We start from the raw sequence: 25,028 nt of genomic DNA, 5'->3' as shown, positions 1-25,028 counted from the left end.
CATCATGGCAGGGTTGATCGGAATCGGTTTGACCGGGGTGCTCAGTCATCAGACAGCGCTGAACACCACCGCCAATAACATCACCAATGCAAACACTCCGGGTTACAGCCGGCAGGAAGTGCAATTCGATACCCAGGAAGGGCGGCGTACGGGTGCCGGTACCATTGGCAGCGGGGTGTCCATTTCAAACATTCGCCGGCTGGCGGATGAGTACCTGACCCAGCAGTTGCGGGAAGACAGCACGCTGTTCGGGGAGCAGAACGCCCTGAACGCTGAGCTGACCCGGCTGGATAACCTGCTGGGGGGCGAAAGCACAGGGTTGAACAACGCCCTGAACAATTTCTTCGCGGCCCTGCAGAATGCAGCGGAAGACCCGGCTTCACTGCCTCAACGCCAGCTGGTGCTTAGTGAGGCCCAGCAGGTGGTGAATCGCTTCCAGGCGCTCAACCAGGAATTTATCCAGCAACGGGAATCGGTTAAAACCCAGATGCAGCAGGGCGTGAAAGACGCCAATTCCCTGCTCAAGAGCATCGCCGATCTGAACCTGGCTATTTCTGAGTCTCCGGGCCTGGCCCAGGGCAAGATGCCCCTGGAGCTGATGGACAAGCGGGATCAGAAGCTCAAGGAGTTGTCGGAACTGGTGGGCATTCGGGTTACCCAGACAGAGGGTAGCCAGGTGAATGTGTCACTGGCTAATGGCTTGTCGCTGGTAACCGGCGCCAATGCCTCCGAGTTTGCCACCCGGACCAGTGCAGAAGACCCCACCCGCCTGGAGTTCACCCTGACCACCAGTGGCCGCACCCTGCAGGTGGATGAGCAGATCAATGGCGGCAAACTCGGCGGCCTGCGCCGGTTTGACCAGGAGGCCCTGAAACCCGCGTTTGATGAGTTGGGGCGGTTGGCCGTTGCGATTTCAGCGTCCATCAACCATCAGCATGAAATCGGGATGGATCTTGAGGGTGATCTGGGCGGTAACTTCTTTACGGATGTTAACGACATCGGGCTTCAGCGCAGTAGAGTTGTGCCCAACGCTAACAATGCAGATCCCAAAAATGGCCAGCTGGCGGTTGAGATTACCGATAGCAGCCTTTTACCAGCGGGCACCTGGACATTGCAGTTCAGTGGCGACGGCCGCAACTTCGAGCTGATCGATTCCGCCACTGGCAAAACCGTCAACCAGGGCCGACTGCCAGACCCGGTACAGTCCGAGATTTCCATGCCCGGTTTTAATATCCGGGTGGAAGGCGGGCAGTTCAATGCGGGCGACAAGTACCTGATCCAGCCGAGTCGAAATGCCGCTGAGAATATTAAGCTGAACGTTCTGCGGGAAGAAGATCTGGCGTTCGCCAGCCCGATCCGGGCTAGCGCGGATGACGCCAACCTCGGGACAGCCAAGATCAATCAGGGCAACATGCTGAACGTTCGCAACCCGAACACCAATGCCCTGTTGCCGGGGTTTGAAACCCGGGGCGAGCTGGCGAACGGGCCATTGGAGATACGATTCAGCAATGATGGCACCGACGTTACCTACACCATATTTGATGGTAATGGTGACCCGTTGAATCCTGCGAACCTGGCCTATGATCCGCAGCGGATCAACACCATTTTCAGTAACGATCCGACCGCCGGCGACCTCTATCAGGGCTACCAGTTCGAAATGACCGGCGAGCCGGCCGACGGTGATGTGTTCACCATTGGCTATAATAGCAATGGCATCTCCGACAACCGAAATGCTGAGCTGCTGGCTGCCTTGGGTACCGCCAATACGTTGAACGGTGGCCGGCAAAGCTTCACCGAGGGCTATGCGGGCCTGGTCGAGGATATCGGCGTCAAAACACGCCAGAGCCAGCTTGATAAAGAGGCTGGCAAAACGTTACTGGAGCAATCCAATAACCAACGTGAATCGATCTCCGGCGTGAACCTGGATGAGGAAGCCGGCAAGCTGATTCAGTATCAGGCGGCCTATAACGCGTCGGCACAGGTTATGTCTGTAGCGCAGGATCTGTTCAACACCTTGTTGCAGAGCTTCCGGTAAGGCGAGGTAAACGAAAATGATCCGGATTTCATCTCAGCAGATTTTCTCTGGCGGCATCAGCCGGATGCAGGACGTGAACAGCAACCTGGTGAAAACCCAGGAGCAGATTTCCACTGGCAAAAAGGTCAACCGGCCCTCCGATGATCCAGTGGCTGCGGCGCGCATTCTGAAGCTCAATCAGGAGGTCAAGCGCATTGAGACCTACGAGCGCAACGCCAACCTCGCCGACAACCGCATCAAGCAGGAGGAGAGCACCCTGTCCAGCGCGGTGGATATCATCCAGCGGGTGCGGGAACTGACCGTTCAGGCGGGTAGCGGCTCGTTATCTGCCAACGATCGCCAATCCATTTCAGCAGAGCTGAAAGAGCGGCTGGGCCAGCTGGCGAACATTGCCAACACCCGGGATGCCTCCGGTGAATACATTTTCAGCGGCTTTCAGGGCAGTACCCCTGCATTCGCCAAGGACGACTTTGGCGCCTGGAAATATCAGGGTGATGAGGGCCAGCGGGTACTCGAAATAGATGACGGCGTGACAGTTCCGATCAGCGACCATGGCAAGGGTATTTTTGTGAACGTGCCAGCGGCGGTTTCTGTTACTGGTTCGGATGACGGCACGGGCACCGGTGTTGCTGCCCAGGGTTATGTGTCCGGGTTGGAGCTGATTGCACCGAAAGACCTGAAAGACGCGTTCAGCCCGGCGGTTCCCGATGACCTGACGGTGAGGGTGATTGATGTTGGTGGCGGCAATCTGAATATCGAAGTGGAGGATCCGCGTACAGGCACGATTTTGACGACACAACCCTCGCCGGCGGTGCCTGGTGAGGAGTTTGTGGTCGCTGGTCTGCGTATGACCGTTAACGATGCCGCCGATGGTGACGAATTTACACTGGGTATCAGCGACAAGCAGTCCATCTTCGGCACCATCGAGAAACTGATCGCTGGTCTGGACAGCATCGACAAGGCGACACCAAAATCCAGCGCCGAGTACGATGCGCTCATTGCGGAATCGTTGACTAACCTGGACAACGGCCAGGAGTCCATCATTCTCAAGCAAACTGAACTGGGTGGCCGGTTGAATGCCATCGAATCCACTTCGTCATTTCTGGAGGATTCGGGGCTGTACACCAAGGAAATACGTTCACAGTTGCAAGACGTGGATTATGCCGAGGCCATCAGTAACCTGAGCTTCCAGAGCTTTGTGTTACAGGCCGCCCAGCAGTCGTTTGCGCAGATCTCCAGGCTCTCTTTGTTTGATCGTCTGTAATTGGCTGAGGCGGTAGGAGATTTTTACTCCCCGCCCGGTTGCTTTCAGATTCAGGCTCAGTATAATCCTCCCACTCTCCGATGGCGGCGTGGTGAAATTGGTAGACACGACGGATTCAAAATCCGTTGGGGTAAAACCCGTGGCGGTTCGAGTCCGCCCGCCGCTACCACTTATTGGCCGCAACCTGCGGCATCGTGAATAGCCGGCCCATGAACGTCTCCGATTTTCATTTTGACCTGCCGGACGAGCTCATCGCCCGTTACCCGCTCAAGCAACGCAGTGCGTCCCGACTGCTGGCACTTGAAGGCCATACCGGCCAGACCCAACACCTGAACTTCACCGATCTCCCCGGCCTGTTGCAGCCTGGCGATCTTCTGGTATTCAACAACACCCGTGTTATTCCGGCCCGCTTGTTTGGCCAGAAGGAATCCGGTGGCCGTGTTGAAATTCTGGTGGAGCGCCTGTTGGGTGAGTTTGAATTGCTGGCCCACGCCCGTGCCTCAAAGGCTGTTAAAGAAGGCCAGAAGGTCCTCCTGGAAGATGGCACTGCTCTGCGCATGGTGGGCCGGGAAGACGCACTTTTCCGATTTGTATACGAGGGCCTTGAGCCGGTCCTTGATGTGCTGGAACGTATCGGGCACATGCCGTTGCCGCCGTACATGGAGCGGGATGATGACCAGTCTGACCGGGAGCGATATCAAACCGTCTATGCCAAAGAAGCAGGCGCTGTGGCGGCGCCAACGGCAGGGCTGCATTTCGACGACGAGATACTTGAGGTCCTCAAGAGCAACGGCATTGAGTTTGCGTATGTAACCCTTCATGTAGGTGCGGGAACCTTCCAGCCGGTGCGGGTCGACAAAATTGAAGACCACCTGATGCACAGCGAAGTGGCCCATGTGCCCCAGGAAACCGTGGATGCAGTTGAGCGCACCCGGGCCCGGGGTGGCCGGGTGGTTGCGGTTGGAACCACTTCCGTACGTTCGCTCGAATCCGCCAGTCGGGCAGGGCAGCTGAATACGTTCCGGGGGGAAACCGATATCTTTATCTACCCGGGCTATCGTTTCCAGACCGTTGACGCCATGATCACCAATTTCCATCTGCCGGAGTCCACACTGATCATGCTGGTCAGTGCCTTTGCCGGCTACCGTAATATCATGTCTGCCTATCAGGAAGCCGTTGAACAGCGGTACCGTTTTTTCAGTTACGGTGACGCCATGTTCCTGACCGCCCAGGAGCCAAGCCGGGGCATGCTGGCCGGGGCAAACCAGACCGAATCCCGTGGAGAATCCTTGTGAGCAATTCCTGTTTTATGTCGTTCGAGAAGCTGGGCGAAGACGGCAGGGCCCGCCGGGGCCGGCTGACCTTCCCCCGTGGAACGGTTGAAACGCCTGCGTTTATGCCGGTCGGTACTTACGGCACGGTTAAAGGGATGTTGCCAAGAGATATCGAGGCAATCGGCGCGGAAATTATCCTGGGCAACACCTTCCACTTGATGCTGCGCCCGGGCACGGAAGTGGTCAAGGCCCACGGCGACTTGCACGATTTCACCCAGTGGCAGGGGCCAATACTGACCGATTCCGGCGGCTTTCAGGTGTTCAGCCTGGGCGAGATGCGCAAGATTACCGAGCAGGGCGTGACCTTCCGCTCCCCAGTAGACGGCTCAAAGGTGGAGTTGTCGCCGGAAATTGCCATTCAGGTGCAACGTGACCTCGGTTCCGACATTGTCATGATATTTGATGAATGCACGCCGTATCCTGCTACCGAGAAACAGGCAAAAGAATCCATGGAGCTGTCCCTTCGTTGGGCGGAACGCAGCAAAAAGGCCCATGAGGGCAATCCGGCGGCGTTGTTTGGCATTGTCCAGGGTGGCATGTACGAGCCCTTGCGGGACCGATCCCTGCAGGGGCTGACCGATATCGGGTTTGATGGCTACGCCATTGGCGGTCTGTCGGTGGGCGAGCCGAAAGAAGACATGATTCGCATTCTGGACCATTTGCCTTCGAAAATGCCGGAAGACAAACCTCGTTACCTGATGGGGGTTGGACGTCCGGAAGACATTGTTGAGGCAGTTCGCCGGGGGGTAGACATGTTTGACTGTGTTATGCCCACCCGTAACGCCCGGAATGGCTACCTGTTCACCTCGACCGGCATCGTCAAGATTCGTAATGCGAAGAATCGTCACGATACCGGCCCGTTGGATGAACGTTGTGACTGTTATACCTGTCAGCATTTCTCAAAGAGCTATCTGCATCATCTGGATAAGTGTGGTGAAATGCTGGGCGCGCAGCTCAATACCATCCACAATCTGCGCTTCTATCAGAACCTGATGAGTGGATTGCGTGGGGCCATTGAAGCAGGTACATTGTCCGACTTTATAAGCGAATTCTATGCCTTACGTGGCGAATCTGTGCCGCCGCTGGGTGAATCCTGAGCAATTTTTACCTCAATATCAGTCAATAAACGGAGAACCTGAATGAAATCAATCAAACTGCTCATCGTTGGTCTGCTGTCTCTGATGCCTGCACTTGCCATGGCGCAGGATGCCGGTGCCCAGGGTATGAGCGTGATGGGTCAGATCATCTTCTTCGCCGGCTTTATCCTGATCTTCTACTTCCTGATCTGGCGCCCGCAGTCCAAGCGTGCCAAGGAGCATAAAGCGCTGATGTCCGGCCTGAACAAGGGCGACGAAGTGGTGACTTCCGGTGGCGTTGCCGGCCGCATCACCAAGGTGTCTGACGACTTCATCGTGCTGGAAGTGTCTGATAACGTCGAGATCAAGATTCAGAAAGTGGCGGTGGCCGCGGCGCTGCCCAAGGGCACACTGAAAGATATCTGAGCCAGTTGTGCGCAGGGCGGCCTATGGTCGCCCGTTTTGTGTTGACTTGCTGAAACACCAAGGCCGGCGCCATAGCTGGCTCGAAGGATTCTCATGCTGAACAAGTATCCTCTCTGGAAGAACCTGATCATAGTGTTCGCACTGGTCATCGGGTTCATTTACGCGTTACCGAATTTCTTTCCCGATGATTTCGCCATACAGGTTACCGGCGCCCGGGGCAGCACCGAGGTAGACCAGCGTGTGCTGGACCGTGCCCTCGGCGCCCTTGAAAGCCGCGGGATCGAAGTCAAGGAAAGTTCTCTTGAAGACCGCAATGCCCTGATTCGCCTGAACAGTTCCGACGCGCAGTTGCGGGCTCGCCCGGCAGTGCAGGCCGCCCTTGGTAACGATTACCTGGTGGCTCTGAACATGGCTCCCTCAACTCCTGGTTGGCTGCGTAGCCTCGGTGCAGGCCCGATGAAGCTCGGCCTTGACCTGCGAGGTGGTGTTCACTTCCTGCTGGAAGTAGACATGGACACGGCGGTCAGCCAGCGTCTGGAGGCGTTTTCCGGGCAGATCAAAAGAGAACTTCGGGATGAGCGTATTCGCTATCGGGGTGGAGATGTTGAAGGCAACCGGGAGATTGTTCTTAGCTTCCGGGATTCTGAGTCTCGCAGTGCAGCCTTTGATCTGATTCGTCGGCAGTACAATGAGTTTCTGCTCAATGAAAGCACCCGGGAAGGCGAATTCCTGTTGGCACTGACCCTCTCTGAAGCTGAAGTGAGGAATATCCAGGAATATGCCCTGGAACAGAACCTGACCACCATCCGTAATCGTGTCAACGAACTCGGCGTGGCGGAGCCTCTGGTTCAGCGCCAGGGCGCAGATCGTATTATCGTTGAGCTGCCAGGTGTGCAGGATACCGCCCAGGCCAAGCGGGTTCTCGGCGCAACAGCCAATCTGGAATTCCGGATGGAAGCCCGCCAGGATACCCCGGGAGCAGAAACCGAGCAGTTCGGTTTCCGTGACAACCCCCAGCGAACAGCTCGCCTCGAGCGGGACGTGATTGCCACCGGTAATAATGTGGCTAATGCCCAGCAGGCCTTCGATGAGAATGGTCAGCCGCAGGTTAACATCACCATGGATTCGGTTGGCGGCGACCTGATGAACCGCGCTACCCGCAATAATGTGGGGCGCCGCATGGCGGTGCTGTTTATCGAGTTCCGCACCGAGACTGAAGCGCAGGAAGTAGACGGTGAGATTCGGGAAGTCGAAAAGCGGATTGTGGAAAAGGGGCTGATCAGCCTGGCAACCGTACAGTCAGCGCTGGGTAGCAGTTTCCGCATTACTGGTCTGGATTCGATACCGGAAGCTGCAGAGCTGGCGCTCCTGTTGCGGGCAGGTGCACTGGCGGCACCCATGTACTTTGTTCAGGAGCGGACCATTGGGCCAAGCCTCGGGCAGAAGAACATCGACGCTGGTGTAACCTCTGTTGCCTTTGGTTTTGCCTTGGTGCTCATTTATATGTTGGTGTTCTATCGTGGCTTCGGGGTAGTGGCGAATGTCACGCTGACCCTGAACCTGATGTTGCTGCTGGCGTGTATGTCCATTCTGTCTGCGACGCTTACCTTGCCAGGTATTGCCGGTATCGTTCTGACAGTGGGTATGGCGGTTGACGCCAACGTTCTAATCTTTGAGCGAATAAAGGAAGAGCTGAAATCCGGGGCGCCCCCTCAAAGTGCGATTAACGCGGGGTATGGTCGAGCCTTTGTGTCTATCTTTGATGCCAACATAACCACTCTGTTGGTCGCTGTGATCCTGTTTGCCATGGGTTCCGGCCCGGTCAAAGGGTTCGCGGTAACACTGAGCATCGGCATCCTGACCTCGATGTTCTGTGCCCTGGTGGTCAGTCGCGCCATTGTGAACGTTGTCTACGGCGGCCGCAGGGTCGAGAAATTGTCGATCGGGGGGAAGCTGGCTAATGGCTGATACACAGAAACAACCATTTGATTTCATGGGGTTGCGGAAGATTGCTTCCGTACTTTCGATCACACTGGTGGTGATTTCCCTGGCTTTGTTGGGTGTTCGCGGCCTGAACTTTGGCATGGACTTCACCGGCGGTACCTCAGTAGAGCTGGAGTACGCCGAGGCGCCGAGCCTTGACGCTATCCGGGACCAACTGGCAGAAGCGGGCTATGAGCAGTTCGTCGTTCAGAACTTCGGCGCGGATACCACCATCCTGATCCGCATGGCGGAAGCTGAGAACGATCAGTTAGCCCGTGAGGTGGCTGGCATGCTGGCTGCCTCCGGCGCCGAGCTCGAGTTGGTGGGGTCCGAGTTCGTCGGTTCTCAGGTTGGCGATGAGCTCAAAGAAGACAGTGGTCTCGGGCTGTTGATTGCCTTGGCGGTGGTGCTGATCTACGTGGGCATGCGCTTCCAGTTCAAGTTCGGTATCGCGTCTGTGATACCGCTGGCTCACGACGTCATTATTGTGCTGGGCGTGTTTGCGCTGTTCCAGTGGACGTTTGACCTGACCGTGCTGGCAGCGTTGCTGGCGGTAATCGGTTACTCGCTGAACGATACCATCGTTGTGGCGGACCGTATCCGGGAGAACTTCCGGAAAATGCGGGTAGGCGAGCCCTGGGATATCATCAACGAGTCCATTCACCAGACCATCACCCGTACCATCAATACTTCTGGTACAACCTTGGTGGTGTTGCTGGCGTTGTATTTCTTCGGTGGTGAGGCCATCAACAACTTCGCCCTTGCGCTCATTATTGGCGTGGTTGTGGGTACCTACTCCTCCATCTATGTCTCTGCCAATATGCTGATGGTGATGGGTGTTACCCGCGAAGACCTGATGGTACCGGCGAAGGAAGGCACCGGTGAAGAAGCCGAAGAAGAGCAGCCGCCCGAGTGGCTTAACCGGATGTGATCCGGTGGGGAGGCCCGGGCCTCCCGCTTTCCGAGGCATGAAAAAACCGCCAGTCCCGTGAGGGAGTGGCGGTTTTTTTGTACCGGGAAGTCTACCTGGGCAGACGGCCGCGGAACGGGTGCAATACCTTGAGCACTTCGCGGAACAGCTTTGGATTGGCCACAACCAGCTGTTTGGCATTGCCAGCAGACGGGTTGCCGGAGAAATCGCCAGTCAGTGCGCCGGATTCCATGGCCAGGGTGACACCCAGGTCCAGGTCTGAGGCTTCCGGCCGGAAGATTACAGCGGCGTCCAGAAGGCCTGCAGAAACGCGGGCAATATCCAGAACAACGCAGCCGGAGGTGCGGAACATGGCGCTCTCACGCGCCAGCACTGCGGCCATTTCGCCCCAGATCATCGGGTCGTCGCCTTTGCGAGCCTGATCCAGCAGGTTGGTGGCAAATGCCGCCTTGCCGGGTAATTTGATTTCAGACGTGCGCACACGGCGGCTGTTGAGGGCTGCCCCATGGCCGCGGCTGGCAGAATATTCTTCACCTGTGATCGGATTGACCAGCAACAGGTTTTCTGTCCGGTCGTTCTTTTTCTGGCTCAGTGCCAGGGCAAATTCCGGAATACCACGAATGAAGTTTTCGCGGCCAAGCACGGGGAAGATGTGCCAGCTGCGCTCGCTGCCAGCGGCGTCGGCCTCGCCCATCGGTGCGATGGTGTGATCCCGATATGCCTTTTCCAGTTGCTCGGTGAAGTTGTCATAAATGGATTTCTCAACCCGTTCGAGCTGGCGGTAGCGCTCGGCCTCGTCCTTGCCGTTGGGTTCCTGTCGCTCGAAATGTGCTTTCAGGTAATCTGATCCCTGGCGGGCAACGCGCAGGGCCATTTTAATTGCTGGTTGCATCTGAGTGTTCATTATCCGGGTGTGTGAAGGCCCGGTATGATAGCAAAAACAACCCGCGCTTGTACGTTTTTTGGCTCAGCAAATGCACGGATACCATGGGTTTCGGCAACTCCGGAGAGCAGGGCGGCCCGGGTTTCTGCTATCATTCCCTTCCAATATTTAACGTCTGTTAATTCATAGGCCCGAAAACCATGCACAAGCCCGCATTGCCACAGGAAGGTTCTGACACGTTCAATGATCAGGTCAGGATCGTCCTGGTTGAAACTTCGCATTCCGGCAATATTGGTGCGGTCGCAAGGGCGATGAAAAACATGGGGCTGGGCAACTTATGGCTGGTTAACCCGGCTTCGTTCCCGGATGAGGCCTCTTACGCGCGTTCTGCCGGTGCCTCAGATGTTCTGGACAGGGCCCAGGTGGTTGCCACGCTTGACGACGCGCTGGCGGATTGTGTTCTGGTGATGGGTACCAGTGCCCGCGGCCGGAAGGTGCCCTGGCCGGTGATTGCTCCGCCCCAGGCGGCAGCGACGGCGGGCGAATATAGCCGGCAGGGTCGGGTTGCGCTGGTGTTCGGGCGTGAAAACCACGGTTTGTCCAATGATGAGCTTCAGCGTTGCCACTACCACATTCATATTCCGTCGAATCCGGACTACAGTTCATTGAATCTGGCCATGGCGGTGCAGGTGGTTTGCTACGAATTGCGCATGCATTACCTGCGCAGCCTTGAAGAAGGTGAGGCGAGTCCCAATCTTGAGGCCATGGTTGGACCGGGCGACCATGGCTGGGATGTGCCGCCGGCAGAAGTGCAGGAGGTGGAAGGCTTCTTCGGGCATCTGGAACAGGTGTTGGTGGATGTGGATTTCCATCGTCGTAACAACCCCAGGCAGCTGATGACCCGCCTGCGACGCCTGTTTCAGCGTGCACGTCTTGACCAGATGGAAATCAATATCCTTAGGGGCATTCTGACATCCGTACAAAAGGCTGCCGGAACCCTGCCGGGGAGCGACAAGCAGAAAAATACTGCGGATGAGGGGCAGGAAAAAGGCCATGTTTGAGCGTTTAAGGGAAGATGTCAAAAGCGTATTTCACCGGGATCCGGCGGCGCGGAACACCTTCGAGGTGCTTACCAATTATCCGGGCCTCCATGCATTGCTGTTTCACAGGTTTTCCCATTGGCTCTGGAATCTTGGGCTGAAGTGGCTGGCACGGACCATCTCCACGTTGGCGCGCTGGTTCACCGGCATTGAGATTCATCCGGGTGCGACCATCGGTCGCCGGTTTTTTATCGACCACGGCATGGGCGTGGTGATCGGGGAAACCACGGTTATCGGCGATGACGTCACCCTCTATCAGGGCGTTACCCTGGGCGGAACCAGCTGGAACAAAGGCAAACGCCACCCAACCATCGGTGATGGCGTGGTTGTCGGTGCAGGCGCAAAGATTCTTGGGCCGTTCGAAGTGGGCCCTGGTGCGAAGATTGGTTCCAATTCCGTGGTGACCAAGGCCGTCCCCGCCGGCGCTACAGTGGTGGGTATTCCGGGCCGGGTGATTGTGAAGCGCCACTCCGACGATGACGTGCGGCGCAAGGAGATGGAAGAGCGCATGGGCTTTGACGCCTATGGTGTGACGGAAGAGATGCCAGACCCGGTTGCCCGGGCCATGCGTTCGCTCCTCGACCACATGCATGCGGTGGATGATCGAATTGAAACCATGTGCAAAGCACTCCGTAAGGTGAACAGTGAATATCAGAACGGAGAGCTGCCGCCGTTGCATGAAGAAGACTTTGACTGTGTGCGCGACGAGGCGGACAACGAGGGCAGGGGTTGAATACTTGACTGTTTTGGTGGGTCAATTCATACTCAGCCCTGCGAATCGAGATTCAATCCCATCACTGGGGCTGAGAATATGAAGCTGACCACCAAAGGCCGCTACGCTGTGACGGCGATGCTTGATCTGGCTCTGCACGGAAGCCAGGGGCCGGTAAGTCTTGCGGATATTTCAGCCCGGCAAGAAATTTCCCTCTCTTATCTGGAACAGTTGTTCTCGCGTTTGCGTCGCCAGCATTTGGTGGTGAGTGTGCGTGGTCCGGGCGGTGGCTACCGCCTGAGTCGGCCTGCCGACGACGTGTTTGTTGCTGAAGTGGTGGATGCGGTCAGTGAATCGCTCGACACCACCCGTTGCGGCAACAAGGGCGATTGCCAGAATGGCGAGAAGTGTCTTACCCACCATTTATGGTCTGATTTGAGTGATCAGATCCACCAGTTCCTGAGTGAAATCAGTCTGGGGGATTTGATGCGGAAGCGCGAGATCCGTCAGGTGGCGGATCGCCAGAACCGGAAGCACTCGGATGATGACTCTGACGCGATTAATACCCAACGCCTGACCGACCAGGCCACTGCCTGATAAACAGCATCCTGTGATTATGAAAAAGCCCGTATACCTGGACTACGCGGCCACGACGCCCGTTGATCCGTCTGTTGCCTCAGACATGATGAACTACCTGACCCTTGACGGAGTGTTTGGTAATCCTGCTTCTCGTTCCCATGGATACGGGTGGCAAGCGGAAGCGGCCGTTGAAAACGCTCGACGCCAGGTCGCTGACCTGATTCACGCCGACCCAAGGGAGATTGTCTGGACCTCCGGCGCTACCGAGTCCGACAACCTGGCCATCAAGGGTGCGGTTGCCGGCCACGAATCGCCTCACATTGTAACCTCGGTGATCGAGCACAAGGCGGTTGTGGATACCTGCAAATGGCTCGAGCAAAACGGTGTTGACGTTACCTGGCTGCACCCCGAGTCTGACGGCCGGATTGACCCCCAGGCGGTGGTAGCCGCCCTGCGTGATAACACCGTGCTGGTCAGCCTGATGATGGTGAATAATGAGCTGGGGTGTGTGACCGATATTGCCGCCATCGGCGAGCAGCTTCGCCAGCGAGGCATCCTGCTGCATGTTGATGCCGCTCAGGCTGCGGGTAAAATCCCGGTGGTGGTGGGCGAGCTGAACGTTGATCTTCTGTCTTTGTCAGCGCACAAGGTCTATGGCCCGAAGGGCGTGGGAGCGCTTTATGTGCGCCGTTCTCCCGATGTGCGTATTCAGGCCCAGATGCATGGCGGTGGCCATGAGCGGGGGATGCGTTCTGGTACCCTGCCAACCCATCAGATTGTTGGCATGGGGCGGGCGTTTGAGCTGGCCGGCGCGGGGCTTGATGATGAACTGTCCCGGCTTGAATCGCTGCGCGAACGATTTCTCACAGGGCTGGAAGGGCTCGAAGGGGTGCACTTTAACGGCAGTCGGGAACATCGGGTGCCTGGCATTGTCAATCTGTCATTCGAGGGTGTGGAGGCTGAGTCTTTAATGCTCGGGCTGCGAAATCTCGCGGTATCGTCCGGTTCCGCCTGCGCCTCAGCGACAGTAGAGCCCTCGTTTGTGTTGCGGGGCATAGGTTTGAGCGATGAGTTGGCGCACCGTGCCCTTCGGTTTTCGTTTGGCCGGTTCAGCACCGAGCAGGAAATGGATTTTGCCTGTTCGCAAATTATTGATGTTGTTACCCGACTTCGTGCCGTGCGGTAGGCAGTTGCACCCGGACTGCGTATAATCGCACCTCTGAATTTTCATGAACCTGACTGGAGAAATACCATGGCAAACGAGCGCACGCTCTCTATTATCAAGCCCGACGCGGTCGCCAAGAACGTTATCGGCGAAATTTACAGCCGTTTCGAGAAAGCTGACCTGAAAATCGTCGCTGCCAAGATGATGCACCTGACCCAGGAGCAGGCAGAAGGTTTCTACGCCGAGCACAAAGAGCGCCCGTTCTTCAACGATCTGGTTGCTTTCATGACGTCTGGCCCGGTGGTTGTGCAGGTGCTGGAAGGCGAAGGCGCCATCCTCAAGAACCGCGATCTGATGGGTGCTACCAACCCGAAAGAAGCGGCGGCCGGCACTATCCGTGCCGACTTTGCATCATCCATTGATGCCAATGCCGTTCACGGTTCAGACTCAGCAGCTTCCGCTGAGCGTGAAGTGGCGTATTTTTTCAATGACAACGAGATCTGCCCGCGCGGTTGATGTTGTTGGTTCAGGGGTGGTGAAAACCACCCCTGAATTGGTTATCTGATCGAGGTTATTGCATGACTGGCACTGCCGAAAAAATCAATCTCCTGGGGATGCCCAAAGCCAAGCTTGAGGCGTTCTTTGAGACCCTGGGCGAAAAGCGCTTCCGGGCGCAGCAGGTGCTGCAGTGGATCCATCAGCGAGGCGTTGATGACTTCGATCAAATGACCAATATGAGCCGCGCACTGCGTGAACGGCTCAAGGAAATCGCCGAAGTTCGTGGTCCGGAGGTGGTCTACGACGAAACCTCCAAAGATGGCACCCGAAAGTGGGTGATGCGCATGGATAACGGCAACAGTGTTGAAACCGTACTGATTCCGGATGGCGAGAGGGGCACCCTGTGCGTATCTTCGCAGATTGGCTGCAGCCTTGACTGCACGTTCTGTTCCACCGGCAAGCGTGGCTTTAACCGTAACCTGACTGCTGCTGAGATTATTGGTCAGGTCTGGGTTGCCCGAAGAGCCTTCATGCCCTTTGATCCCACCGACCGCCCGATCACCAACGTGGTGATGATGGGCATGGGTGAGCCACTGCTCAACTTTGACAATGTCGTCGATGCCATGAACCTGATGATGGAAGATCTGGCCTATGGAATCTCCAAACGGCGGGTGACCCTGAGCACGTCTGGCGTGGTGCCTGCCCTGGACCGGTTGGGTGAGGTTACCGATGTTTCACTGGCCATCTCGCTCCACGCACCCAATGATGAGCTGCGCAACACGCTGGTTCCATTGAATAAAAAGTATCCCATAGCGGAACTTTTGGCGGCGACACGGCGGTATCTGGCTCGGTTGCCGGATAAACGTAAGGCCACCATTGAATATACGGTTATTGAAGGCGTTAATGATAAACCGGAACATGCGCGGGAGCTGGTGGCCCTGTTGAAAGGCCTGCCTTGCAAGATTAACCTGATCCCGTTCAACCCGTTCCCGGAAAGCGATTTCAAACGGCCCAGCATGAACGCAACGCGGCGATTCCAGACGGTACTCAACGAGGGCGGATACGTAACCACCATTCGTACCACCCGTGGTGATGACATAGACGCTGCCTGTGGGCAATTGGTCGGGCGGGTGGAGGACCGAACTCGCAGGAGCCAGAGATACATTGCAGTACAGCAGGTAAATCCCTGATTTAACAACGCGGAAGCGACTAAGGTAAGGTGTTTCGTGAAAGGAAAAGCACAATGCTCGCATCTGTTTACAATGGCTGTTCTATTGTTCGGTCTTGTTCTCTCCGGTTGTGTGACCACAACCGACAGTCGCTTTTCCCGGGAAGCGGACCGCGACAAAGCGGTCAGTAACTACGTACAGCTGGCCACGGCCTATATCGGTCAGGGCAATCTTGATCGTGCTCGCCACCACCTTGAACGTGCCCTGGAACTCTCTCCGAATAGTTCTGAAGCCCTTGCTGCCATGGGGTTGGTCTATAACGCTGAGGGCGAGCCGGAACTGGCCGAGCGTAACTTCAAACGTGCCATCAGTCAGGATTCCAGTTACTCCCGGGCGCGGGTTTACTACGGTGCTTTCCTGTACAGTAACGGACGGTTTTCGGAAGCTCGGGATCAGTTCAGTGTTGCTTCACGCGACACCGGTTATCGGGAACGCGGAGCGGTATTCTATAATTTGGGCATGACCGAGGAGCGGCTTGGCAACCTGGACGCCGCTGAGGGAGCCTATCGTCGAGCCGTGGAGTTGACCCGTGGTGAAGCAAGAACCTTGCTTTCCCTGTCCAGGGTGTTGGTTGAGAAAGGAGATTTTACCGAGGCCTCGCGTTATTACAGCCGTCTCCAAACCATGATTCAGCGCAATACCCGCTTGTCACACTCGGCTGAGAGCCTGTATACGGGTATTCGGATAGCGCGGCATTTTAATGATCGTGATCAGGAAGTGAGCCTGGCGATGTTGCTCCGAAATGATTACTCAGATTCTCTGGAATACCAACAATACAGGGTGTTGATTGCCAATGACCGGTGACGTGGAGCCAGATCAGGTGACGGCGGAGCCTGTCGGGGAGCTGCTTCGGCAAGGGCGTGAGCGTCTCGGATTGAGCGTCTCAGCCATTGCTGATGAACAGCATCTCCGGCCGTCTGTGATTCAGGCTATAGAAAACGGCGATTACAGCAAAATAGACAGTGAGCTTTTCCTAAAAGGGTATGTGCGTGCCTATGCCCGCCAGGTGGGGCTGGACGCAGACGCGGTTATTGCCGACCTGAATCGGGAGCTGGAGCCGGCTCGCCAGCAAAGGGAACAGGAACACCAGGCAAGCCCCCTGGTTTCCATTGAACGCAAGAAACGCCGCAAGCGTCAGGTTGCAAAAGTGCTCTTGGCGCTGTTGGTTGTCGCGTTGGTGGCCTACCTGATCGCAGGATATCTTGCGGAGCAGGGAGAGGACGGCGAGCCAGCTCCAGAGGCGGAAACCCCGGCCGAGACAGTGACGCCGGAACAGGGCCCGGCGGCCGATGGTCAGGACGTGCAGCCGGTGACCGAGCCGAATGACGAGTTCGGCGCTGCGGAACAGCCGTTACCTGAAGAAGGCTCGACGGTTCTGGAAAGTGAACGTGTACCCCCGGCAGAGCCGCTGGAGCCTGAACCCATCGGTGCGGAGCTGGATGAGCTTCCGGCTGATCGGGTGCCCGCTGTCACCCAGTCGACAGAGCCTGCCTTGCAGGAAGAGCAGCTGCTTGCTCCCGCGGCGACAACCGAGGCCCGGCTGCAGATTGCCTTTTCAGGAGATTGCTGGGTACAGGTGACAGACGCCGGCGGTAGCCGGTTGGTCAGCGGCTTGCGACGTAGCGGAGAGCAACTGGATGTGACCGGAGATGCACCGTTGACTGTGGTTATTGGTGCTGTGAGCGCCGTTGAGTCCATTCGATTCCAGGGTGAAGCCCTGAATATTGGTGATTTTCGCGTAGTGAACAACCGGTCGGAGTTCACGCTCGAACTTTGATCCGAACGCCCGAATAACTGTTGGTTCCAGCAAATGAAACACGAATCCCCGATCAAAAGACGTAAATCCCGCCAGATCATGGTGGGCAATGTGCCGGTTGGCGGCGATGCACCGATTGCGGTTCAGAGCATGACCAACACAAACACCTGTGATGTAGAGGCGACCGTTGGCCAGATTGCAGCGTTGCAGGAGGCCGGCGCCGATATCGTCCGTGTTTCAGTACCCTCCATGGAGGCCGCTGAAGCGTTCGGACAGATTCGCAAGCGCGTATCTCTGCCGCTCGTTGCCGATATTCACTTCGATTACAAAATTGCCCTGCGAGTGGCCGAGCTTGGTGTTGACTGTTTGCGCATCAACCCCGGTAACATTGGTCGGGACGATCGCGTCAACGCCGTCATCAGCGCGGCTCGGGACGGCAATATCCCGATCCGTATTGGCGTGAATGCCGGGTCTCTTGAAAAGAGCCTCCAGCGTAAATACGGTGAGCCTACCGCAGAGGCCCTGGTAGAGTCTGCCATGCGGCACATCGATATTCTGGATAAACACGATTTCCAGGATTTCAAAGTTAGCCTGAAGGCGTCAGAGGTATTTATGACCGTTGATGCCTACCGGAAGATTGCCTCCCAGATTGTACAGCCTTTGCACCTGGGTATTACCGAGGCCGGTGGCTTTCGTTCGGGCACAGTGAAATCCTCTATCGGCCTTGGCATGTTGCTGATGGACGGTATTGGCGACACCATTCGGGTATCACTGGCCGCAGACCCCGTGCAGGAAATCAAGGTTGGCTTCGATATTCTCAAGAGCCTGCGTTTGCGCAGCCGTGGTATCAACTTCATCGCTTGCCCCAGCTGTTCCAGGCAGAACTTTGATGTGATCCAGACCATGAATGATCTGGAGGCTCGCCTGGAAGACGTCAATACCTCCCTGGACGTTGCCATTATTGGCTGCATAGTGAACGGTCCCGGAGAAGCCAAGGTGGCGGACCTCGGGTTGACGGGCGGTACGCCGAAAAACCTTCTGTATCTGGACGGAAAGCCAAATCAGAAGTTGGACAATGCGACGTTGACGGACGACCTGGAGCGAATCATCCGGGAAAAAGTTGCAGAGCGGCAGCAGCAGGAAGAATCCGTGATTGCCCGGTCTGCGGACTGAGCCGTCCAATTCGACATCATTCATTAAAGTATCAGGGTTTTAACTTGGCTAAGATTCAGGCAATCCGCGGAATGAACGATATTCTGCCGGAGCAGACCCCCGTCTGGCAGTATGTAGAGTCAACGGTACGTCAGGTACTTGGGCAATACGGATACCAGGAAATCCGCATGCCGGTGGTTGAACAGACCGAACTGTTCAAGCGCTCAATTGGTGAAGTCACTGACATTGTCGAAAAAGAAATGTACACCTTTGACGACAGGAATGGCGACAGCCTGACCCTTCGCCCGGAAGGCACAGCCGGTTGCGTCAGGGCAGCCGAAGAGCATGGCCTGCTGTTCAACCAGACCCGCCGGCTTTGGTATACCGGCCCGATGTTCCGCCACGAACGCCCCCAGAAAGGCCGCTACCGCCAGTTCCACCAGATTGGCGTGGAGTGTTTTGGCATGGATGGTCCGGATATAGACGCCGAGTTGCTGATACTCACGGCGCGGCTGTGGCAGGTCCTTGGTCTTGCCGGGCATACGCGCCTTGAGATTAACTCCATTGGCACCAGTGAAGCCCGGAAAGTCTACCGCCAGGCTCTGGTTGATTATCTGGACCAGTACCGGGATCAGCTGGATGACGACAGTAAGCGCCGGTTGACCACGAATCCGTTACGGATTCTGGACAGCAAGGATGCCGGAACCCGGAAAATCCTGGAAGGGGCGCCAAGCCTGGACGATTACCTGGATGACGAATCCCGGGCCCACTTTGAGCAATTGAAGGGGCTGTTGGACGCCGCCGGCGTGAAATACAGCGTAAACCCGGCCCTCGTTCGGGGTCTGGATTATTATGGCAAAACCGTTTTCGAGTGGATTACCGACAGTCTCGGTGCACAAGGCACCGTGTGTGCTGGTGGCCGTTACGATGGCCTGGTAGAGCAGTTGGGTGGCAAACCAACCAAGGCGGTGGGCTTTGCTATGGGGCTGGAGCGACTGATCCTGTTGCTCGAAACCCTGGAATTGGTGCCTGATTACGTTAACAACCATGCCGACGTATACGTAACCGCCATGGGCGACAAGGTTATCGCCCCGGCGATGGCGATTGCGGAAGAACTTCGCAGCGCGTTACCCGGTCGTGTGGTTGTCACTCACTGTGGCGGTGGCAGCTTCAAGAGCCAGATGAAGAAGGCGGACCGCAGCGGCGCCCGCTACGCGGTCATCCTGGGCGAGAATGAGCTGGCCAGTGGCAATGTTGGCCTGAAGCCCTTGCGCGACGATGAGCCGCAGCAGGACATTGCCCGCAGTGAACTGGCCCAGGCGCTCGCCAACCGGCTTGCACAATGATTTTCACAAGAACAGCAACATTATTGATGAACAGGAGTTTACATGGCTGAGTTGCGCACCGAAGAGGAACAGATCCAGGCGATCAAGGACTGGTGGAAGAAGAACGGCAGTTCTCTGCTGATTGGTATCGGTGCTGCGCTGGCCATCGTATTCGGCTGGCAGGCCTTGCAGAACCACCAGGCTCAGCAGCGTGCGGAAGCGGCTAACCAGTTTGCTACTCTGCTCAATGCCTTTGCCGACGAATCCGACGAGAATGCCAGCGAAACCGTCGCATTTGTTGCCGAGTCCCTTCGCAACGACTATGGCAAGAGCGCCTACGCCATCTATGGCAACCTGGTACTGGCTCGCCAACAGATGATGGTGGACGGTAACGCTGAGGCCGCCATTGACTCATTGAACTGGGCCCTGGACAAGGCAGCGGATTACCCAGCCCTGAGTCTGGTTGTGCGTAACCGACTGGCCCGGGCACAGTTTGCTGCCGAGCGGTACGATGACGCCCTGGCAACCCTGGACGGTGCGGCCAATGCCGACGCCTTTGCTGGCGTGTTCTCAGAATTGCGTGGGGACATCCTGCTCGCACAAGGTGACACCGACGGCGCCCGTGATGCCTACATCACGGCACGGGAGCAAAACCAACAGGGCCGCAGCGGTATTCTGGAACTTAAGCTCTCTGACCTTGGTGTCGGGGAGGGGGCCTGATGCGGGTAACTCGCAACAGGTTCGTTCGTTTTTCTCTGGCATCCTTGGTGGTGCTGCTCGTGGGCTGCAGCACCAAGGATACCTTTGAACAGCCGGTGCCGGTTCCTGAAATTGATGCCAGTGTTGAGTTCAAGCGTATCTGGACCATGTCAGTCGGTAAGGGGCATGATGACCAGTTTTTGCACCTGGCACCGTTGTACGCCGGCGACGTGATCTATGCAGCCTCTGCCGATGGCCTGCTGGTGGCGGTGGAGCCCGGGAATGGCAAGGCGCTCTGGCAGCGGCGGTCGAAAGACCGGATATTTGCCGGCTTCGGTGGCGACGGTAACCAGTTGTATTACATCACCCGCGATGCCGAACTGGTTGCCTTGTCACGGGAAACCAGCGATGAGTTATGGCGGGCCTCATTACCGACCGAAGGTCTTGCTGCGCCCCAGTCCAATGGCTCTCTGGTGGTTGCGCAAACCACCGATGGCCGCGTTATCGGTTTCGATGCTGCTAATGGCGAACGCCTCTGGCAATACGACGGCCAGGTACCGGTGCTGTCCATGCGAACGGCGGCGGCTCCTTTGGTGGGCGGCGACATTGTGATTGCTTCTTTCGCCAACGGCCGTGTTATAGCGCTCACCGCGGATGCTGGCCAGCCGGTTTGGCAGTACGAGGTCGGGCAACCACAGGGCCGTACAGAACTGGAGCGGCTGGTGGATATCGGTGGCCAGCCGTTGGTCCTGGAATCGGCCATTATGGTGGCCGGGTACCAGGGCAAACTGGCGCTGGTTGATATTCGCTCCGGGCAGGAAATCTGGAGCCGCCGTGCTTCAAGTTTCTACTCGCCAAGTATCGGTGGTGGCAGCATCTTCCTGGCGGCGGCGAACGGCGACATTATTGCCTATCGGGGCAGCGACCGCCGTGAACTCTGGGTTCAGGACCGGTTGTCCTGGCGCCAGGTCACCCGGCCGGTGGCCAGTGGTGACTACGTGGTCACCGGGGATTACGAGGGCTACCTGCACGCACTGTCCCGGGAGGATGGCGCCTTGCAGGGCCAGCTGAAGTTCGACAGTGACGGTATCCGCGTACCGGTTCAGGTGATTGAAGATGGTAACCTGCTGGTTTACGGCAACGGTGGGCGAATGGCGGTCTATAGCCTGAAACCAAAAAAGTAACACCGTTCACATGATCAGCCCGGCATGAGCCGGGCTTTTGACCTTTTTATATAGCAGAACATTATGACCCCAGTTATTGCCCTGGTAGGACGCCCGAACGTGGGTAAGTCCACTCTTTTCAATCAGATGACCCGTTCCCGCGACGCGCTGGTGGCGGATTTTCCGGGTTTGACCCGTGACCGGAAATACGGAGAGGGTCAGTACGAGAGGCAGAAGTTCATTGTCATCGACACCGGTGGTTTGACCGGTGACGAGGTGGGGCTGGACGCAGAGATGGCCCGGCAGTCCATGCAGGCCGTTGAGGAAGCCGATATCGTCCTGTTTCTGGTCGACGGCAGGGCAGGGCTGACAGCCGGTGATGAGATGATTGCAGATCACCTGCGCCGTTCCGGCAAGCAGGCGCATCTGGTGGTGAACAAGACCGATGGCCAGGACCCGGATGTTGCCTCCGCCGATTTTTACTCCCTGGGTTTTGAGTCCACCTTCCCGATTGCGGCTGCCCATAACCGGGGTATCCGCTCGCTACTGGAAGTTCTGCTGCCTGATCCGGTGGACGTTGAAGAGCAGGACCGGGCTGATCGGTACCCGGGTATTCGAATCGGAGTGGTCGGTCGCCCGAACGTAGGCAAATCGACTCTGGTCAACCGGATGCTGGGTGAGGAACGAGTCGTTGTCTACGATATGCCCGGCACCACACGGGACAGCGTGTATATCCCCTACGAGCGGCACGGCCACCAGTACACGCTCATTGATACCGCAGGTGTGCGGCGCCGGAAGAACGTGAAAGAAGTGGTGGAGAAGTTCTCTATCATCAAAACCCTTCAGGCCATAGACGACGCCCATGTGGTTATTCTGGTGATTGATGCCCGGGAAGGGCTCGTTGACCAGGATATGCACCTGATCGGCTTTGTTCTGGATGCGGGCCGCTCCCTGGTGATTGCCATTAACAAATGGGATGGCATGGATCCGGAAGACCGCGAAAAAGTGAAAGAGCAGGTGGGGCGCCGCCTGGACTTCCTGGACTACGCCGACAAGTATTATATCTCGGCTTTGCACGGTACCGGTGTTGGCACCATGTACGAGTCTGTGCAGGCCTGTTATGAGTCCGCAATGGCCAAATGGCCAACCAATCGCTTGACCGCCATCCTGCAGGATGCCGTGGCCCAGCATCAGCCCCCCATGGTTCATGGTCGTCGTATCAAGCTGCGCTATGCCCACCAGGGTGGTTCTAACCCGCCGGTGGTGGTGGTGCATGGCAATCAGGTGGATTCGTTGCCCGGTGCTTATAAACGGTACCTGGAAAATACCTTCCGCAAGGTGCTGAAGGTGGTGGGCTCGCCCATCCGGTTTGAGTTCCGGTCTGGTGAAAACCCCTTCGCCACCAAGGTGGACCGCCTGACGCCGCGCCAGAAAGTGAAGAAAGACAACGATATCAAGAAGGGGCGCCGTGTGCGCAAAACCCGACAGAAGAGCGTCAAGCGCTGATCTGCCGGGCCGCGCCCATTCTGTAACGGGTTGGCGTTACGCCAACCCGGCACTCTCTACCTGGCGGGCCTGAACCGCCGTCAGGGCAATTGTGAAAACAATATCCTCCACCAGCGCCCCACGCGACAGATCGTTTACGGGTTTTCTCAGGCCTTGCAACATCGGGCCAACACTGACCACATTGGCACTTCTCTGAACCGCCTTGTAGGTGGTATTGCCGGTGTTGAGATCCGGGAACACAAATACCGTTGCCTTGCCGGCCACCTTGCTGTCGGGTGCCTTGGCCTTGCCGACACTTTCGATGGCTGCGGCGTCGTACTGCAGTGGGCCGTCTATCAACAGATCAGGGCGGCGTTCCCTGGCAATGCGAGTGGCTTCCCTGACTTTATCCACATCTGCGCCGGTGCCGGATTCCCCGGTGCTGTAGCTGATCATGGCAACCACGGGCTCGATGCCGAAGGCTTCGGCGGACTGGGCGCTCTGGATGGCAATATCTGCCAATTCCTCAGCGTTCGGGTCCGGGTTGATGGCGCAGTCACCGTAAACCAGGACCTGTTGGGGTAGGAGCATGAAGAATACCGATGAAACCACTTTGGCGTGATCGTGGGTTTTGATCAGCTGCAGAGCCGGTCGAACGGTATTGGCGGTGGTGTGAATGGCCCCTGACACCAGACCGTCGGCTTCATCCATGGCAACCATCATGGTGCCCAGTACCACGTTGTCCTCGAGCATGGCTTCCGCCATGTCTTCAGTTAGCCCTTTGTGTTTTCGCAGTTCCACCATGGGCGCGATATAGCGATTACGGACTGACTGGGGGTCAAGTATCTCAAGGTCTTCGGGCAGTTCAACGCCCTGGGAGCTGGCAACCGATTGTATTTCTCGTGGATCACCGATCAGAACACAGCGGGCAAGTTTACGCTGGTGGCAAATGATGGCGGCCTGAACGGTTCTGGGTTCCGCACCTTCAGGCAGCACGATGCGTTTGTTGGCGGCCCGGGAGCGCTCAGACAACTGATATCGAAAAGCCGGAGGCGACAGGCGCCCCTGGCGCTGCACCTTCAGGTGTTCCTGCAACCAGTCGGTATCGATTCGTGTTGCGACAGACTCCATGGCCTGTTCAATCCGGTCGGGGTCATCGATGGGAATGGTGGCCGACAGGTTGGCAAGCATGTGGGCGGTTTCATAGGTATTGGTTGAAGAACTGAGCACCGGCAGCCCTGTTTCGAGTGCCCTGCGACACAGGTCAATTACCCTGTCATCGGGCATCAGGCCACCGGTGAGCATCAATCCGGCGAGCGGCACACCGTTGAGTGCTGCGACGGCTGTGGTCACGATGATGTCTTCCCGGTCGCCGGGGGTGACCAGCAAGGTGCCTGGCTTGAGGATGTCGGTCATGTTCCGGATGGTACGGGCGCACACAGAAACGCGCTGTACCCGCCGGGAGTGCATCTGGCCGCCATGGAGCACCGGTACCGCGAGCTCGCGGGCCACGTCGGAAACACGGGGTGCCAGCAAGTGCGGTTGCCAGGGGATTTCACCCAACAGGCGAAAGCGCCCGGTGTTGAATACCGAACAGGCGGTCTGATAATCGATGTCCTGATGCTGGTGATCGGGGTGCTGGTCCAGGGCAATGCCAGTTTTTTCCGGGGCACCAACCTTGTTCAGGATAACGCCGATCACGTCAGGGTCCGACGGGGCGGTAAAAATCCGGGCGGAGAAATCCAGTTCGTCGTCCAGTTCGGAAGCCGTGCAGGTTCTCGGGGTGCTGACGAGGATAACTTCGGAATTCAGGTTTCGAGCCACTTCCACATTCAGCCGGGCAATGTAGGCCTCGCTTCGGTCTGGCACTAGTCCCTCGATAATGACAACATCGAAGTCTTTGGCGACCTTCTGGTACTCCCCGACAATGGTTTCCAGCAGCAAGTCTGCCTTGCCGTGGTTCAGTAACTGTTGGGCTTGCTTGAGGGGCAGAGGGTCGGGTGTCTGCACGTGACTGCGGGAGCGGACGAACTCTACCGAGGAGTCCTTGCCTTCGTTGTGCCGGGCCTCACCGTGATGCACCGATTGACTGAAAGGCTTGTAAAAACCGACGCTTACTCCTTCCCGTTCCAGGGCCCTCAGCAGGCCCAGGCATACGGAAGTGAGGCCCGAATCAAGGGAAGTCGGGGCAATAAACAGACTCTTAGCCATAATGGTTCCTGGTTACGTCCTT

General features: G+C 57.2%; 22 protein-coding genes and 1 tRNA gene. 21 read left to right on the top strand and 2 right to left on the bottom strand.

Going from position 1 to position 25,028, the window contains the following annotated elements; translation table 11 throughout:
• Window positions 1-4: 4 nt before the first annotated feature.
• The 8 genes from flgK to secF all read left to right on the top strand — a co-directional run bounded on the left by flgK (window position 5) and on the right by secF (window position 9,049).
• The gene (flgK, locus tag QUE75_RS11225) at window positions 5-2,035 is read left to right on the top strand and encodes a flagellar hook-associated protein FlgK (RefSeq protein ID WP_061332141.1); all 2,031 of its coding nucleotides are present in this window, start codon (window positions 5-7) and stop codon (window positions 2,033-2,035) included.
• Window positions 2,036-2,051: 16 nt separating this feature from the next.
• Entirely contained in the window at window positions 2,052-3,299 is a 1,248-nt protein-coding gene (gene flgL, locus QUE75_RS11220; RefSeq protein ID WP_230714209.1) for a flagellar hook-associated protein FlgL, read from the top strand.
• Window positions 3,300-3,381: 82 nt separating this feature from the next.
• A tRNA-Leu gene (locus QUE75_RS11215) sits at window positions 3,382-3,468 on the top strand.
• Window positions 3,469-3,508: 40 nt separating this feature from the next.
• Window positions 3,509-4,594: a tRNA preQ1(34) S-adenosylmethionine ribosyltransferase-isomerase QueA gene (gene queA / locus QUE75_RS11210; protein ID WP_286250132.1), complete on the top strand. Its 1,086-nt coding sequence runs from the start codon at window positions 3,509-3,511 to the stop codon at window positions 4,592-4,594.
• 14 nt (window positions 4,595-4,608) lie between these two features.
• Entirely contained in the window at window positions 4,609-5,730 is a 1,122-nt protein-coding gene (gene tgt / locus QUE75_RS11205) for a tRNA guanosine(34) transglycosylase Tgt (protein WP_286255670.1), read from the top strand.
• A 42-nt stretch (window positions 5,731-5,772) separates the two neighbouring features.
• Window positions 5,773-6,135 carry a preprotein translocase subunit YajC gene (gene yajC / locus QUE75_RS11200; protein ID WP_058091100.1) on the top strand — a complete coding sequence of 121 codons (363 nt, stop codon included), beginning with the start codon at window positions 5,773-5,775 and terminating at the stop codon, window positions 6,133-6,135.
• Between the two features lie 93 nt (window positions 6,136-6,228).
• Window positions 6,229-8,103 carry a protein translocase subunit SecD gene (secD, locus tag QUE75_RS11195; RefSeq protein WP_058091099.1) on the top strand — a complete coding sequence of 625 codons (1,875 nt, stop codon included), beginning with the start codon at window positions 6,229-6,231 and terminating at the stop codon, window positions 8,101-8,103.
• The gene (gene secF, locus QUE75_RS11190; protein ID WP_058091098.1) at window positions 8,096-9,049 is read left to right on the top strand and encodes a protein translocase subunit SecF; all 954 of its coding nucleotides are present in this window, start codon (window positions 8,096-8,098) and stop codon (window positions 9,047-9,049) included. The genes secD and secF overlap by 8 nt, the downstream gene beginning before the upstream one ends.
• A gap of 91 nt (window positions 9,050-9,140) precedes the next feature.
• Here the strand turns inward: secF and QUE75_RS11185 are convergent, their stop codons facing one another.
• Window positions 9,141-9,941, bottom strand: a complete 801-nt coding sequence (locus QUE75_RS11185) for an inositol monophosphatase family protein (protein ID WP_286250127.1) — start codon at window positions 9,939-9,941, stop codon at window positions 9,141-9,143.
• 191 nt (window positions 9,942-10,132) lie between these two features.
• Here QUE75_RS11185 and trmJ point away from each other — a divergent pair, with 191 nt between their 5' ends.
• The 13 genes from trmJ (at window position 10,133) to der (ending at window position 22,816) form a co-directional block, all read left to right on the top strand.
• Window positions 10,133-10,993, top strand: coding sequence for a tRNA (cytosine(32)/uridine(32)-2'-O)-methyltransferase TrmJ (gene trmJ / locus QUE75_RS11180; protein WP_286250125.1), 861 nt, complete (start codon window positions 10,133-10,135; stop codon window positions 10,991-10,993).
• Window positions 10,986-11,765, top strand: coding sequence for a serine O-acetyltransferase (cysE, locus tag QUE75_RS11175; RefSeq protein ID WP_058091095.1), 780 nt, complete (start codon window positions 10,986-10,988; stop codon window positions 11,763-11,765). The genes trmJ and cysE overlap by 8 nt, the downstream gene beginning before the upstream one ends.
• 78 nt (window positions 11,766-11,843) lie before the next feature.
• The gene (iscR, locus tag QUE75_RS11170) at window positions 11,844-12,341 is read left to right on the top strand and encodes a Fe-S cluster assembly transcriptional regulator IscR (protein WP_061332149.1); all 498 of its coding nucleotides are present in this window, start codon (window positions 11,844-11,846) and stop codon (window positions 12,339-12,341) included.
• A 19-nt stretch (window positions 12,342-12,360) separates the two neighbouring features.
• Window positions 12,361-13,509: an IscS subfamily cysteine desulfurase gene (locus tag QUE75_RS11165; protein WP_061332151.1), complete on the top strand. Its 1,149-nt coding sequence runs from the start codon at window positions 12,361-12,363 to the stop codon at window positions 13,507-13,509.
• Window positions 13,510-13,575: 66 nt separating this feature from the next.
• Window positions 13,576-14,004 carry a nucleoside-diphosphate kinase gene (gene ndk / locus QUE75_RS11160; protein WP_058091092.1) on the top strand — a complete coding sequence of 143 codons (429 nt, stop codon included), beginning with the start codon at window positions 13,576-13,578 and terminating at the stop codon, window positions 14,002-14,004.
• A gap of 62 nt (window positions 14,005-14,066) precedes the next feature.
• Window positions 14,067-15,176, top strand: a complete 1,110-nt coding sequence (rlmN, locus tag QUE75_RS11155; protein WP_286250116.1) for a 23S rRNA (adenine(2503)-C(2))-methyltransferase RlmN — start codon at window positions 14,067-14,069, stop codon at window positions 15,174-15,176.
• A gap of 72 nt (window positions 15,177-15,248) precedes the next feature.
• Window positions 15,249-16,019 carry a type IV pilus biogenesis/stability protein PilW gene (gene pilW, locus QUE75_RS11150; protein WP_286250113.1) on the top strand — a complete coding sequence of 257 codons (771 nt, stop codon included), beginning with the start codon at window positions 15,249-15,251 and terminating at the stop codon, window positions 16,017-16,019.
• Window positions 16,009-16,992 (top strand): RodZ domain-containing protein, encoded by a 984-nt coding sequence (locus tag QUE75_RS11145; RefSeq protein WP_286250111.1) that lies wholly within the window; start codon window positions 16,009-16,011, stop codon window positions 16,990-16,992. The genes pilW and QUE75_RS11145 overlap by 11 nt, the downstream gene beginning before the upstream one ends.
• A 33-nt stretch (window positions 16,993-17,025) precedes the next feature.
• Window positions 17,026-18,144 (top strand): flavodoxin-dependent (E)-4-hydroxy-3-methylbut-2-enyl-diphosphate synthase, encoded by a 1,119-nt coding sequence (gene ispG, locus QUE75_RS11140; RefSeq protein WP_061332158.1) that lies wholly within the window; start codon window positions 17,026-17,028, stop codon window positions 18,142-18,144.
• A 71-nt stretch (window positions 18,145-18,215) separates the two neighbouring features.
• Window positions 18,216-19,469 carry a histidine--tRNA ligase gene (gene hisS, locus QUE75_RS11135; RefSeq protein ID WP_396631656.1) on the top strand — a complete coding sequence of 418 codons (1,254 nt, stop codon included), beginning with the start codon at window positions 18,216-18,218 and terminating at the stop codon, window positions 19,467-19,469.
• Between the two features lie 42 nt (window positions 19,470-19,511).
• A complete protein-coding gene (locus tag QUE75_RS11130) occupies window positions 19,512-20,168 on the top strand; it encodes a YfgM family protein (protein ID WP_286250106.1) in 657 nt (218 codons plus the stop codon).
• Window positions 20,168-21,331, top strand: coding sequence for an outer membrane protein assembly factor BamB (gene bamB, locus QUE75_RS11125; RefSeq protein ID WP_286250103.1), 1,164 nt, complete (start codon window positions 20,168-20,170; stop codon window positions 21,329-21,331). The genes QUE75_RS11130 and bamB overlap by 1 nt, the downstream gene beginning before the upstream one ends.
• Before the next feature lie 63 nt (window positions 21,332-21,394).
• On the top strand, window positions 21,395-22,816 hold the full coding sequence (der, locus tag QUE75_RS11120) for a ribosome biogenesis GTPase Der (protein WP_286250101.1): 1,422 nt from the start codon (window positions 21,395-21,397) through the stop codon (window positions 22,814-22,816).
• Window positions 22,817-22,852: 36 nt separating this feature from the next.
• Here the strand turns inward: der and pta are convergent, their stop codons facing one another.
• Window positions 22,853-25,006, bottom strand: a complete 2,154-nt coding sequence (pta, locus tag QUE75_RS11115) for a phosphate acetyltransferase (RefSeq protein ID WP_286250098.1) — start codon at window positions 25,004-25,006, stop codon at window positions 22,853-22,855.
• Between the last annotated feature and the right edge of the window lie 22 nt (window positions 25,007-25,028).

It is taken from the genome of Marinobacter shengliensis, assembly GCF_030297115.1.
In the GTDB taxonomy this organism is placed as follows: Bacteria; Pseudomonadota; Gammaproteobacteria; order Pseudomonadales; family Oleiphilaceae; genus Marinobacter; species Marinobacter shengliensis.
Note: the sequence above shows the minus strand (reverse complement) of the source record. Positions and strands in the feature narration are given on the sequence as shown.